Annotated in this window: 12 protein-coding genes; 11 read left to right on the top strand and 1 reads right to left on the bottom strand. The window is 62.7% G+C overall.

Annotated elements, in window-relative coordinates; translation table 11 throughout:
* Positions 1–25: 25 nt before the first annotated feature.
* The 10 genes from C8D77_RS22645 to C8D77_RS22600 all read left to right on the top strand — a co-directional run bounded on the left by C8D77_RS22645 (position 26) and on the right by C8D77_RS22600 (position 11,857).
* Positions 26–1,807, top strand: a complete 1,782-nt coding sequence (locus C8D77_RS22645) for an acetolactate synthase 3 large subunit (RefSeq protein WP_109668082.1) — start codon at positions 26–28, stop codon at positions 1,805–1,807.
* 84 nt (positions 1,808–1,891) lie between these two features.
* Positions 1,892–2,464, top strand: coding sequence for an acetolactate synthase small subunit (gene ilvN, locus C8D77_RS22640; RefSeq protein ID WP_023757090.1), 573 nt, complete (start codon positions 1,892–1,894; stop codon positions 2,462–2,464).
* Positions 2,465–2,598: 134 nt separating this feature from the next.
* The gene (locus C8D77_RS22635) at positions 2,599–3,195 is read left to right on the top strand and encodes a LysE family translocator (RefSeq protein ID WP_109668080.1); all 597 of its coding nucleotides are present in this window, start codon (positions 2,599–2,601) and stop codon (positions 3,193–3,195) included.
* A 249-nt stretch (positions 3,196–3,444) separates the two neighbouring features.
* Positions 3,445–4,704, top strand: coding sequence for an efflux RND transporter periplasmic adaptor subunit (locus C8D77_RS22630; RefSeq protein ID WP_109668077.1), 1,260 nt, complete (start codon positions 3,445–3,447; stop codon positions 4,702–4,704).
* Positions 4,701–7,862, top strand: a complete 3,162-nt coding sequence (locus C8D77_RS22625; protein WP_109668075.1) for an efflux RND transporter permease subunit — start codon at positions 4,701–4,703, stop codon at positions 7,860–7,862. Before C8D77_RS22630 ends, C8D77_RS22625 begins: the two co-directional genes overlap by 4 nt.
* Positions 7,863–7,939: 77 nt before the next feature.
* Positions 7,940–8,545, top strand: a complete 606-nt coding sequence (gene nthA / locus C8D77_RS22620) for a nitrile hydratase subunit alpha (RefSeq protein ID WP_109668073.1) — start codon at positions 7,940–7,942, stop codon at positions 8,543–8,545.
* Entirely contained in the window at positions 8,542–9,201 is a 660-nt protein-coding gene (nthB, locus tag C8D77_RS22615) for a nitrile hydratase subunit beta (protein WP_109668071.1), read from the top strand. The genes nthA and nthB overlap by 4 nt, the downstream gene beginning before the upstream one ends.
* Positions 9,202–9,208: 7 nt before the next feature.
* Positions 9,209–9,541, top strand: a complete 333-nt coding sequence (locus C8D77_RS22610) for a nitrile hydratase accessory protein (RefSeq protein WP_170136803.1) — start codon at positions 9,209–9,211, stop codon at positions 9,539–9,541.
* Between the two features lie 115 nt (positions 9,542–9,656).
* Complete coding sequence (locus C8D77_RS22605) at positions 9,657–10,556, top strand: translation factor GTPase family protein (protein ID WP_109668066.1); 900 nt, start codon at positions 9,657–9,659, stop codon at positions 10,554–10,556.
* A gap of 173 nt (positions 10,557–10,729) precedes the next feature.
* Positions 10,730–11,857: an ATP-dependent DNA helicase gene (locus C8D77_RS22600; RefSeq protein ID WP_109668468.1), complete on the top strand. Its 1,128-nt coding sequence runs from the start codon at positions 10,730–10,732 to the stop codon at positions 11,855–11,857.
* Here C8D77_RS22600 and C8D77_RS22595 read toward each other — a convergent pair.
* Positions 11,850–12,272 (bottom strand): SpoIIAA family protein, encoded by a 423-nt coding sequence (locus tag C8D77_RS22595; RefSeq protein WP_109668064.1) that lies wholly within the window; start codon positions 12,270–12,272, stop codon positions 11,850–11,852. The two genes, C8D77_RS22600 and C8D77_RS22595, sit on opposite strands and share 8 nt — an antisense overlap.
* A gap of 134 nt (positions 12,273–12,406) precedes the next feature.
* On the opposite strand from C8D77_RS22595, the gene C8D77_RS22590 reads away from it, so the two are divergent.
* Complete coding sequence (locus tag C8D77_RS22590; protein WP_109668465.1) at positions 12,407–13,147, top strand: pyridoxine 5'-phosphate synthase; 741 nt, start codon at positions 12,407–12,409, stop codon at positions 13,145–13,147.
* Positions 13,148–13,180 lie beyond the last annotated feature (33 nt).

The raw sequence follows: 13,180 nt of genomic DNA, 5'->3' as shown, positions 1-13,180 counted from the left end.
ATGGCGACAGTACGGGACCAGACCGATGAGCAACGGACAGAACGAGCGGCGCGAAATGACGGGCGCCGAAATGGTGGTGCAGGCGCTGAAGGACAATGGCGTCAAACATGTCTTCGGCTATCCGGGCGGCGCTGTCCTTCCGATCTATGACGAGATCTTTCAGCAGGACGAGGTCGAGCACATCCTGGTGCGCCACGAGCAGGGCGCGGGCCATGCGGCGGAAGGCTATGCGCGCTCGACCGGCAAGGCCGGCGTGATGCTGGTGACCTCGGGCCCCGGCGCCACCAATGCGGTGACGCCGCTGCAGGACGCGCTGATGGATTCGATCCCGCTGGTCTGCCTGACCGGGCAGGTGCCGACCTCGCTGATCGGCTCGGACGCTTTTCAGGAATGCGATACGGTCGGCATCACGCGTCCCTGCACCAAGCACAACTGGCTGGTGAAGGACGTCAACGAACTCGCCGCGACCATCCACGAGGCTTTCCATGTCGCGACCACCGGCCGCCCCGGTCCGGTCGTCGTCGACATCCCGAAGGACGTGCAGTTCGCCAAGGGATTCTACGTCCCGCCGCAGATCGCGCCGCGCACCAGCTACCAGCCCAAGGTCCAGGGTGACCTGGACAAGATCAAGGCGGCGGTCGAGCTGATGGCGGGCGCCCGGAAGCCGATCATCTATAGCGGCGGCGGTGTCATCAATTCCGGCCCGGAAGCGAGCCATCTGCTGCGCGAACTGGTCGATCTCACCGGTTTCCCGATCACCTCGACGCTGATGGGCCTCGGTGCCTATCCGGCATCGGGCAAGAACTGGATGGGCATGCTCGGCATGCACGGCACCTATGAAGCCAACATGGCCATGCATGACTGCGACGTGATGATCTGCATCGGCGCGCGTTTCGACGACCGTATCACCGGGCGGCTGACCGCCTTCTCGCCGAACTCGAAGAAGATCCACATCGACATCGATCCGTCGTCGATCAACAAGAATGTCCACACCGAGGTGCCGATCATCGGCGATGTCGGCCGGGTGCTGGAGGATATGGTGCGGCTGTGGCGGGCGAGCGCCAAGGCCGACAAGAAGGCGCTCTACCCCTGGTGGGAGCAGATCGCCAAATGGCGCGCGCGCGACTCGCTCGCCTACAAGATGAACAACGACGTGATCATGCCGCAATACGCCATCGAGCGGCTCTACGCGCTGACCAAGGATATGGACACCTACATCACCACCGAGGTCGGCCAGCACCAGATGTGGGCGGCGCAGCACTATCATTTCGAGAAGCCGAACCGCTGGATGACGTCGGGCGGGCTGGGCACGATGGGCTATGGCCTGCCGGCGGCGCTCGGCGTGCAGATCGCGCATCCCGACGCGCTGGTCATCGACATTGCCGGCGACGCTTCAGTGCAGATGACGATGCAGGAGATGAGCGCTGCCGTTCAGCACAATGCGCCGATCAAGATCTTCATCTTGAACAACCAGTATATGGGCATGGTGCGGCAGTGGCAGCAGCTGCTGCACGGCAACCGGCTGTCGCATTCCTACACTGAAGCGATGCCGGACTTCGTCAAGCTGGCCGAGGCCTATGGCGGCCACGGCATTCGCTGCGAGAAGCCGGACGAACTGGACGACGCGATCAAGGAGATGATCTCGGTGAAGAAGCCGGTGCTGTTCGATTGCCGCGTGGCGACGCTCGCCAATTGCTTCCCGATGATCCCGTCGGGCAAGGCGCACAACGAGATGCTGTTGCCCGACGAGGCGACCGACGAGGCGGTGGCCAACGCAATCGACGCCAAGGGCAGGGAACTGGTGTAGCCAGCAGATACAAAGCAGGGCTGTCGCGAGAAGCCGTGCGCAAACAGAGAATTAGCTCAAGAGCTTGAAATCGAGATTCATGTCATGAACGCACAGCTACAGCCGACCGGTTCCGCCTATTTCATAGCCAAGGAAACGGAAAAGCCGGAAAACCACACGCTTTCCGTGCTGGTCGACAACGAGCCGGGCGTGCTTGCCCGGGTCATCGGTTTGTTTTCCGGGCGCGGCTACAACATCGAAAGTTTGACCGTCTCCGAGACCGAACATGAGAAGCACCTGTCGCGCATCACCATCGTGACGCGCGGCACGCCGCATGTGCTGGAGCAGATCAAGCATCAGCTCGAGCGCATCGTGCCGGTGCACCGCGTCGTCGACCTGACCGTGCGTTCGCATGAATCCGGCCAGGAGCGGCCGCTGGAGCGCGAACTGGCACTCGTCAAGGTGGCCGGCACAGGCGAGGCCCGCGTCGAGGCCCTGCGACTGGCCGACGCGTTCCGCGCCAGCGTCATCGATGCCAACACCGAGCATTTCATCTTCGAGATCACCGGCAAGGGCTCCAAGATCGACCAGTTCATTGCCATCATGAAGCCGCTCGGCCTGGTCGAAATCTGCCGCACCGGCGTGGCGGCGTTGAACCGCGGCCCGCAGGCGATGTAGGACTTCGAAGGCAAGCGCCGAACGGCCCAGCACCTTCAAAAGGGGGGAGACATCTGGCTCCGCTGTGGGCTGTCCGTGGCCTTTGCGCGGTCCCCGGGAAGAGACAATAATGCTGACTTATCAGGGAGGATATCATGTCGCTTGAAGCATTCCTTGCCCTGCTCGTCTACGCCTTCGTGACGTCGATCACGCCGGGGCCGAACAATCTCATGCTTCTGGCATCGGGCGTGAATTTTGGCATCGTCAGATCGGTTCCGCACATGCTTGGCATCAGCATCGGTTTCCTGGTGCTGCTGGTCGCCGTGGGCCTTGGCCTCGGCGCTGTGCTGACGGCGTTCCCGGCGCTGCACACCGGATTGAAGATCGCCGGCGGCGCCTATCTGCTCTATCTTGCCTGGAAGATTGCCATGTCGCGCTCGCTCAGTGGCAAGGGTGAGGTGAAGGCGCAGCCGATGCGCTTTATCGATGCGGCGGCGTTCCAGTGGGTCAATCCCAAGGCATGGGTGATGGCGATCACCGCCATGGCCGTCTACACCAATCCGGAGCATCCGTTCCTGTCGGTGGTGTTGATCGCCGTGGCCTTCACCATCGTCAATTTGCCGAGCGTCTCGGTGTGGGCGGGTTTCGGCACCGCACTGCGCGGTTTCCTGTCGGACCCGGTGCGGCTGAAATGGTTCAACATCGCCATGGGCATACTGCTGGCGGCGACGCTTTGGCCGATGCTGAGGTAGGCCGTGGGGCGCACCGTCTGATCGTCGAAAGACAGGATCCGAAGTCTCGGCGTACTGTCCGGATCGGGAGCCAGGCCGCATTGCACAACCATTGTGCAGTGCACATTAAATCTTCGTAATGCCGTCTTTTGGCCCTTTTCCGACAAAGGCGTGTCCTATCTATTCGGCGAAATCGCGGCAACGGGCCGTGATTTGCGCTAGAATAGAACCATCGGACCACGACGTGTCGGGTGGAGAGAGCCTTTGACCATGCGTGGAAAAGTCGTTCTTTCGTTGCTTGCCGTCGCTTGTCTGGGCGCGGCGGGGTGGCTTTATCTTTCGCCTGATGCGCTGGGCAAGGTTCAACAGCTGTTCGGCGCAAAGCAGGTGGCCGCGTCGGACAAACCGGCTGCTGGTTCGGACAAGAAAGCCGCCAGCGTGGCGCGCTCGGCCTCCATTCTTTCGGCCGTCGCCTCGACAGCCGATTTCCCGATCCGGCGTTACGCCATCGGCTTCGTCTCCTCTCCCGCCGTCGTCAATATCAATGCGCGTGTGTCCAGCCAGATCGTATCGATCGACGTCAAGGACGGGCAGATGGTGAAGACCGGCGACGTTCTGTTTTCGCTCGATGACCGTGCGCTGAAGGCGCAGCTTGCCAAGGACCAGGCGACGCTCGCCAAGGACCAGGCGATGCTCGCCAGCTCGCAGTCCGATCTCCAGCGCGCCAAGGATCTGGTCGCCAAGCAGGCTGGCACACAACAGACCTACGACCAGGCCGTCGCTGCGGCGAAGGCTGCCGCGGCGACTGTCGATGCCGACAAGGCGACAATCGACGCCGACAATGTCCAGCTTGGCTTTGCCACCATCACGGCGCCGATTTCCGGCAGGCTGGGCGCTGTCAGCGTCGCCGTTGGTGACCTCGTCACCGTCAGCAACGGCAACAGCAGCACGGCGACGCCGCTTGTCACCATCACCCAGATGGATCCGCTGCAGGTGAACTTCAATCTGCCTGAAAGCAACCTGGCGCTGTTGCACAAGGCGCTTGCCAATCCGCAGCAAGGGGCGGTCACCCTTACCAAGGACGGTGATCCAACGCCGATCAGCAAGGGCACGCTCGATTTCGTCGATTCCAGCGTCGACACCGCGTCGGGCACGATTGCCACGCGGGCGAGTGTGCCGAACACCGATCTTTCGCTGTGGCCGGGCCAGTATGTGAATGTCGTGCTCGACGCAGGCATCATGCCGCAGATGACATCGGTTCCGACGGTCGCGGTGCAGCCCAGCCAGAAGGGGCCGTTCGTCTATGTGGTCAAGCCGGACAACACCGTCGAGATGCGGCCGGTGCAAGTGGCGCTGACCGAAGGCGAGAACAGCGCCATCAGCCAGGGGCTGAAAAGCGGTGAGAAGGTTGTCACCGAAGGCCAGACAAGGCTGAAGGACGGCGCCGCCGTGCATGAAGGCAAGGCCACGGCGAGTGCTGCCGCGCCCAAGGTGGCCGAGGCGACCAATGCCGGCGAGGCTGCCCAATGATTTCCGAATTCTGCATTCGCAGGCCCGTCGCCACCCTTCTGATGTCGTTCGCTCTCGTGCTGGGCGGACTGTTTGCCTACAAGTTCCTGCCGGTGGCGGCACTGCCCAGCGCCGAATTCCCGGTGGTCAACGTCTCGGCTTCGCTGCCCGGCGCCTCGCCGGAAACCATGGCGACATCGGTGGCGACGCCGCTGATCAAGCAGTTCGCCACCATCGCCGGCATCGATTCGATCTCGACCACGAACTCGCTTGGCCAAACCTCGATCGCCATCCAGTTCGTGCTCAACCGCGACATCGACGCAGCCGCCGCCGATGTGCAGGCGGCGATCGCGCGCACGCAGAAATCATTGCCGCCGCAGATGACGGCGCCGCCGAGCTATCGCAAGGTCAATCCGGCCGACGCGCCGATCCTTTTGATGTCGCTGGTCAGCGACACGATTCCGCTGACCGATCTCGATGCTTTCGCTGAAAACGTCATCTCGCCGTCGCTGTCGACCATCGACGGGGTGGCGCAGGTTTCGATCTTCGGCCAGCAGAAATATGCGGTGCGCATCCAGATCGACCCGACCGCGCTTGCCGCGCGGGGCATCTCGATCGATCAGCTGCAGGCGGCGGTTGCCTCGGCCAACAGCAACACGCCGCTCGGCGTGCTCCAGAACGACAAGCAGCAGCTCACCATCACCGCCAACACGCAGCTGACCGACGCGGCCGGCTTCTCCAACATCATCATAGCCACCAAGAACGGTCATCCGGTACGGCTGGGCGAGGTGACCCGCGTCGTCGATTCGGTGCAGACCACGACGACGGCAAGTTGGTACGATGGTACCCGCGCGATCATCATGGCGGTGCAGCGTCAGCCCGATGCCAACACCGTCGACGTCGTCGACAAGGTCAAGGCGATGCTGCCGTCCTTCCAAGACCAGATGCCGGCCGCTGCCTCCATCAAGCTGCTCAATGACCGTTCGTCCTCGATCCGCCAGGCCGTCGACGACGTGCAGTTCACGCTGCTTTTGACCATCGTCCTGGTGGTGATGGTGATCTTCGTGTTCCTGCGCCGGGTGACGGCGACTATCATCCCGGCCGTGGCGGTGCCGATCTCGCTGATCGCCACGCTCGGCGCGATGTTCCTGTTCGGCTTTTCCATCGACAACATCTCGCTGATGGGCCTGACGCTTGCGGTGGGCCTCGTCGTCGACGACGCCATCGTGATGCTGGAGAACATCTTCCGTCATATGGAGGAGGATGGGCTGTCGGCCTTCGATGCGTCGCTGAAGGGGGCGCGCGAAATCGGCTTCACCATCATCTCGATCTCGATCTCGCTGGTGGCGGTGTTCATCCCGGTGCTGCTGATGGGCGGCGTCATCGGGCGCATCTTCAACGAGTTCGCCGTCGTGGTGACGGTCGCCATCCTGGCGTCGATGTTCGTGTCGCTGACACTGACGCCGATGCTGTGCTCGCGGCTGCTGTCGGTGACCAAGGCCGACCGCGACAAGCATGGTGCCGGCCATAAGCAGGACCTCGTCACACGCAGCTACGACCGGGTCTTGAGCTTCTGCCTGCGGCACACCTTCCTGGTGTTCCTCGTCTTCGTCGGAACCGCGGCAGCGTCGGTGTGGCTGATCCAGATCTCGCCGAAGGGCTTCTTCCCGCAGGAGGATATCGGCCAGATATCGGTGACCACCATCGCGCGACAGGACATTTCGTTTGACGCCATGGTGAAGCTGCAAGGGCAGGTGGCCAACGTCTTTTCCCATTCGCCCTATGTTTCGCATGTGGCATGGTCGGCAGGCAGCGGCAACAATGCGCTGAACCAGGGCCAGCTCTACGTTCAGTTGAAGGACAAGAGCCAACGCCCGAATATCGAGAAGGTGCAGTCGGATCTGCGCAAGCAACTGGCCAATGTGCCGGGTATCGAGACCTACATGCAGCCGGTGCAGAACCTGAGGCTGGGTTCGCGCTCGTCGGCCAGCGCCTACCAGCTCGTGGTTCAGGGCCTCGATACCGGCCAGACCGATATCTGGGCGCAGAAGATGAATGACGCGATGGCGGCCGACCATGCGACCTTCACCGATGTCACCAGCGACCTGCAGAACAATGCGCTGCAGGCGACGCTGGTGGTGGATCGCGACAAGGCCGCCCAGCTCGGCATCGATACCGACACGCTGCGCTCCGCCCTCTATGGCGGGTTCGGCACCGACCAGGTTTCGACAATCTTCGGCTCGGCCGACAGCTACGAAGTCATTACCGAGCTCGATCCCAAGATCGAATGGTCGCCCGAGCGGATGCTCGCCATCCAGATGAAGACGGCGAGCGGCAGCCTGGTTCCGCTCGGCGCCTTCGCCCGCGTCGATCGCACGGCCGGCGCCCTGACCGTCAACCAACTCGGCCAGCTTCCGGCGGTGACGATCTCCTACAACCTGCCGCAGGGCGTGGCGCTGGGTGACAGCGTAACGCGCATCAACGCGCTCAAAGAGCAGATCGGCATGCCGACGTCGATCTCGACGACCTTTGCCGGCACGGCCAAGACCTTCCAGGATTCGCTGGCCAACCAGGGTCTTCTGGTCGGCGGCGCGATCCTGACCATCTATATCGTGCTCGGCATCCTGTACGAGAGCTTCATCCATCCGCTCACGATCCTCACCGGCCTGCCGTCGGCCGTGCTCGGGGCGGTCGTTGCCTTGCGCTTCGCCGGTATGGACCTGTCTGTCATCGCCGTGATCGGCATCCTGATGCTGATCGGCATCGTCAAGAAGAACGGCATCATGATGGTCGACGTCGCGCTCGAACTGCGACGAGAAGGCATGTCCGCCAAGGAATCCATCCACAAGGCGTGCCTGATGCGGTTCAGGCCGATCATGATGACGACGCTGGCGGCACTGATGGGCACGTTTCCGATTGCGCTCGGCACCGGCGCCAGCGCCGAACTGCGCCAGCCGTTGGGCGTTGCCGTTGTCGGCGGCCTGCTGGCTTCGCAGGCGCTGACCTTGTTCGTGACACCGGTGATCTACGTCTACATGGAGAATTTCTCGGGCTGGCTGGTCGGGCTTTGGTCGAAGCGCAAGGGCGAGCCGGACCCGGTCGAAAATGTCGACCAGCTCTCGTTGTTCAAGGCCAGGGAAGAAGCGCTGTCCGAACCGCAGCGGGCGGCCGCCGAATAATGCAGGCCGCCTGAAGGCGGGCGTTGGACCAAGCCGTCGTGCTTGCAGCGGCATGATCGGGACCGTATTTTGCGGCCATGTCACACGATCATGACCACGACAACGAACTCGATCCGTTTGCCGCCCGCGTGCGTGCACTGGAAACTATCCTCACCCAGAAGGGGCTGATCGATCCGGCCGCGATCGACGTCATCGTCGATACCTACGAGACGAAAATCGGCCCGCGCAACGGCGCCAGGGTGGTGGCGAAAGCCTGGAGCGATCCAGCCTATGCCGACTGGCTGAAGCGCGACGCGACGGCGGCGATCGCATCGCTGAGCTACACTGGCCGGCAAGGCGAGCACATGCAGGCTGTCTTCAACACCGAGGACACGCACAATCTCGTCGTCTGCACGCTGTGCTCCTGCTATCCGTGGTCGGTGCTCGGCCTGCCGCCGGTCTGGTACAAGGCGCCGCCCTATCGTTCGCGCGCCGTGATCGATCCGCGTGGGGTGCTGGAAGAGTTCGGGCTGACGCTGCCGGCGGACAAGAAGATCCGCGTCTGGGATTCCACTGCCGAACTGCGCTATCTCGTCGTGCCGATGCGGCCCGAGGGTACCGAGGGCTGGAGCGAGGAACAGCTGGCGGAGCTGGTGAGCCGCGACGCGATGATCGGCACCGGCCTGGCGAGACAGCCGGCATGAATGGGCCGCAGGATCTTGGCGGGCAGATGGGATTCGGCCCGGTCGCGCCCGAAAAGGACGAACCCTATTTCCACACCGCATGGGAAAGGCGGGCGCTCGGTGTGACGCTGACTGCCGGCGCCATGGGCGCGTGGAACATCGACGAGAGCCGGCACGCGCGGGAATCGCTGCATCCCGCCGACTATTATGCCTCCAGCTACTACGAGATCTGGATCAAGGCGCTGGAGGTATTGCTGAAGCGCCACGGCTTCGTCAGCGAGCGGGATCTCGCTGCCGGCAAGCCCGTCGATCCGGCAGCGGCGCCGAAAAGGGTGCTGAAGGCCGAAAACGTGCCGGCCGTGCTGGCCAAGGGCGGGCCTTGCGACCGGCCGGTTGCGACGCCGGCGCGGTTCAAAGCCGGAGATCCCGTGCGGACCAAGAACTTCAACCCAACCGGCCACACGCGGCTGCCGCGCTACGCACGCGGCAAGCATGGAACGATCGAAGCTGTGCGCGATGGCTTTGTCTTCCCGGACAGCAATGCGCATGGGGACGGCGAAAACCCGCAATGGGTTTACACGGTGGTTTTCGAAGGATCGGAAATCTGGGGCGAGGGGGCCGATCCGACGCTTGTTGTGTCGATCGACGCCTGGGAGAGCTATCTTGAGCCGGCGTGACACGGATATGGCCGAGTTGCCACCGGGCATCGATGCCCCGGTGTTTGCCGAGCCATGGCAGGCCGAAGCCTTCGCCATGACGTTGGCGCTGCACGACAAGGGTCTGTTCTCGTGGAGTGAGTGGGCGCAGGCGCTGTCGAGCGAAGTGAAGAAGCCCGGTGCTGCTGCCGACGGCCACGACTATTACGAACATTGGCTGGCGGCGCTGGAAAGCCTGCTGGCCGCCAAGGGTGTCGCGGGCAAAAGCGATGTCGACACGATCGCCGCCGCCTGGGAACGCGCCGCGCATGCGACCCCGCACGGCAAGCCGATCTTGCTAGAGAACGATCCGGGGTCCTGACAATAAGGTACGGCCTAAACGGCATCATTCGGCCAATCTAGACTTTCTTTATGCTGCTCTGGATTTCGCTGCCCGTCCGGTTGTAAATATTGACGCTTCAGGCGACATTATTGCCATGATGGAAATCGCTTCAGCGCCCTGGCCTTTACTGGAAATTGCGATCGAGCCGAAGTCGGAGGCCGATGAAGAAAAGCTGCGCATCGCCTTGTCGAGCCTTGCGGATGAGGATCTCGGCTTCCGCTTCACATGGGACGAGGAAGCTGGGCAAACAATTGTCTCCGGCAACGCCGAGCTTCAGCTTGATCTTATCATCCATCGCTTGGTCAACGAGTTCGAGGTCGCCCTGAATATCAGTGCTCCGGATGTGGCCTATCGCGAGACGATCACCCGCAAGCACGAACAGGATTACACGCACAAGAAGCAGTCACGTGGGATGGGTCAGTTTGCCCGCGTGAAGCTGCTGTTCGAGCCGAATGGGCACGATCCGGAGTTCGTGTTTGTGTCGCGGATTCCCAATGGCGCGGTTCGCGATGAGCATGCCGTCGGCGTCGAAAAAGGAGTGCGCAGTGCCCTGGTCTCCGGCCCCTTTGCCGGTTCTCCGATGATCGGGTTGAAGGCGACGTTGGTCGATGGCGCCTTTCATCAAACCGACTCATCGGCTTTGGCCTTCGAGATCGCCGGTCGTGCCTGTTTCAGGGAAGCCGCGCCCAGGCTTGGCGTGCAACTGCTCGAGCCGATCACGGAGGTCGAGGTGGTCACGCCGGAATATTCTGTCCGCGGCATAGTCAGCGATTTGAAGGGCCGTCGCGGCAGAATTCAGGGTCAGGAAGGCCTGGGGACCGACATCAAGATCGACGCGTTGGTGCCGCTTACCAACATGTTCAAGCTGGAGGATACGCTGCGGTTGCTTTCGAAAGGGCAGGCGCGTTTGAGTGTCCGCTATTTCGGATACGCCCCCGTTCCGGGGCCGCTTCGAGATGACGAACCGCCGCCCGCAGTGGCTGCCTACGGCTGACAGTTTTTCACCGAGGCCAGATTTCGGACCGAAAGAAGGGATCTGTTCCCTTTACGTTCTTGTTTTTGACTGATAGCTTCATTCCGTTGTAGGCGCTGCGTTCGCCGCCGACTGCGGCAGATATGCCGGCGGCCAAGCTTGTCTTTCTCTCGCGAATCCGGTCTGTCGAACCGATGGAATTCTCCCCCCAACAGGACGAGGCTCTGAAAGCGGTGGCGCGCTGGCTCAAGGAGGGCCGGCCCCAGATTTTTCGGCTATTCGGCTACGCCGGCACGGGCAAGACGACGCTGGCGCGCTATTTTGCCGAACATGTCGACGGGCAGGTGCAGTTCGCCGCCTTCACCGGCAAGGCCGCGCAGGTGTTGCGCTCCAAGGGCGCGGTCAATGCGCGCACCATCCATTCGCTGATCTACAGGCCGAAAGGCGAGGAATCGGTGTCGGACGAAGTCACCGGCAAGACCTCGATGTCGCCGACCTTTTCGCTCAACCGGCAGAGCCCGATCTCGCGGGCCAAATTGGTCGTCATCGACGAATGCTCGATGGTCGACGAACAGCTTGGCCGTGACCTGATGAGTTTCGGCACGCCGATCCTGGTGCTCGGCGACCCCGGCCAGTTGCCGCCGATCTCGGGTGGCGGCTTCTTCACCGACCACGAGCCGGATTTCCTGCTCACCGAAATCCACCGGCAGGCGCGCGACAACCCGATCCTGCGGCTGGCGCTCGATGTGCGCGAGGGCCGCGAGTTCATGCGTGGCGACTACGGCACGGCGCAGGTGATCGGCAAGGAAGATGTCACCCAGGACCTGGTGCTCAGGGCGGACCAGGTGCTGGTCGGCACCAACCGCACGCGGCGGCGCTACAATCAGCGGCTGCGCGAACTCAAAGGCTTCAATGCCGATTATCCGCAGGCCGGCGACAAGCTGGTCTGCCTGCGCAACGATCCGGCCAAAGGGCTGCTCAACGGCTCGCTGTGGAAGGTGATGACCTCGTCGCGCGAGACGGTGAAGCCCGGCATCAACCTTCTGGTGTCGCCAGAAGAGGACGACCCGGACCGCGGCGTCGCCAAGATCAAGCTGCTCAAGGCGGCCTTCGAGGACCCGGATGCCGACATCCCCTGGCAGCAGAAGAAGCGCTTCGACGATTTCGACTATGGCTACGCGCTGACCGTGCACAAGGCACAGGGCTCGCAGTGGAACGAGATCGTGCTGTTCGATGAAAGCTGGGCCTTCAAGGAAACCCGCCAGCGCTGGCTCTACACCGCCATCACGCGGGCGGCCGAGCGGCTGACGATCGTCAGGTAAGGGCGCCGGATGCTGTTGCCCCGATAGGCTGTGCGGCAAGCCACTGCCAGGCGGCAGCCTCGTCCTCCGCCTTGAAATGCCTGATTTCGATGGGCGGTGAGGACGGCAGAAAGCGTTGAGCGTCCGCTATCCAGTCCGGTTTGCCGATCGTCGCGCAACGGCCGACATGTTCCAATGCATGGATGGCGCCCTGCTTCAGGGTTTCGTCCGCGATATGGGTCCAGTCGACGCCATCATGGTCGACGAGGCGCACCAGCACATCGATGCGCGGGTGAAGGGCGTAGGCAGCCTCCATCAGCCCGAAAAGGTTTTCGCCATCGGCAGCAGAGACGTGCCCGACGACGTCGATGGCGAAAAGGTCGTCACGGCTGGTCTCGAGACGGCGGATCGCCGGTACGGTATCGAGAAAATTCATGGGCGGTTCCTTTCCCGGGCTCGTTCGTCAGCCTTGGAACACCCGAAACCCCCAGTCTGTTCCCACCAAAGGCATTACTGTTCCCGTTAAAGGCATTATAGGTGGGGCATCGAATGATTTTTGAGGCCGCCCGCATGCCCGCAAAGCTCTCCGTCAACCTCAATGCCATCGCCATGCTGCGCAACCGGCGCGACTTGCCGTGGCCCAGCGTCACCGGCCTAGGCCGCATTGCGCTCGCGGCCGGGGCGCATGGACTGACGGTGCATCCGCGCCCCGACGAGCGGCATACAAGACACTCCGATCTGCCCGAGATCCGGTCGCTGATCGACGACGAGTTTCCGCGCGCGGAATTCAACATCGAGGGCTATCCGACCGAGGATTTCCTGCTGCTTGTGGAAAAGCATCAGCCCGAACAGGTGACACTGGTGCCGGACGATCCGACCCAGGCGACATCGGACCATGGCTGGAACTTCGCGACCCAGGCCGCGTTCCTCACTCCGATCGTCAAGCGCCTGAAGAAGGGCGGCTTTCGCGTGTCGCTGTTTTCCGATCCGGACCCCGATTGCGTGGCGGCAGCCCGCGACACCGGCGCTGACCGCATCGAGCTTTATACGGGTCCGTACGGCAGCTATCATTCCGATTCCGCAAAAGCGGCCAAGGAGCTGGAAAGGCTGGGAAAAACCGCCGACGCCGCCCTTGCCGCCGGGCTTCAGGTCAATGCCGGACACGATCTGGTGGTCAGCAACCTGCCGGCACTGGCCAAGCGCATTCCGGCATTGGCCGAAGTGTCGATCGGACACGGGTTGACAGCCGACGCGTTGGAGTATGGCATGGCCCGCACGGTGGGTCGGTTCCTCAAGGCCTGCGGATGGTAGCGATGGCAGCCTCGCGTGGCAGGCATGGCAGCC

The organism is Mesorhizobium loti, from assembly GCF_003148495.1.
Taxonomy (GTDB): domain Bacteria; phylum Pseudomonadota; class Alphaproteobacteria; order Rhizobiales; family Rhizobiaceae; genus Mesorhizobium; species Mesorhizobium loti.
This window is presented reverse-complemented; position numbering and strand designations above follow the sequence as displayed.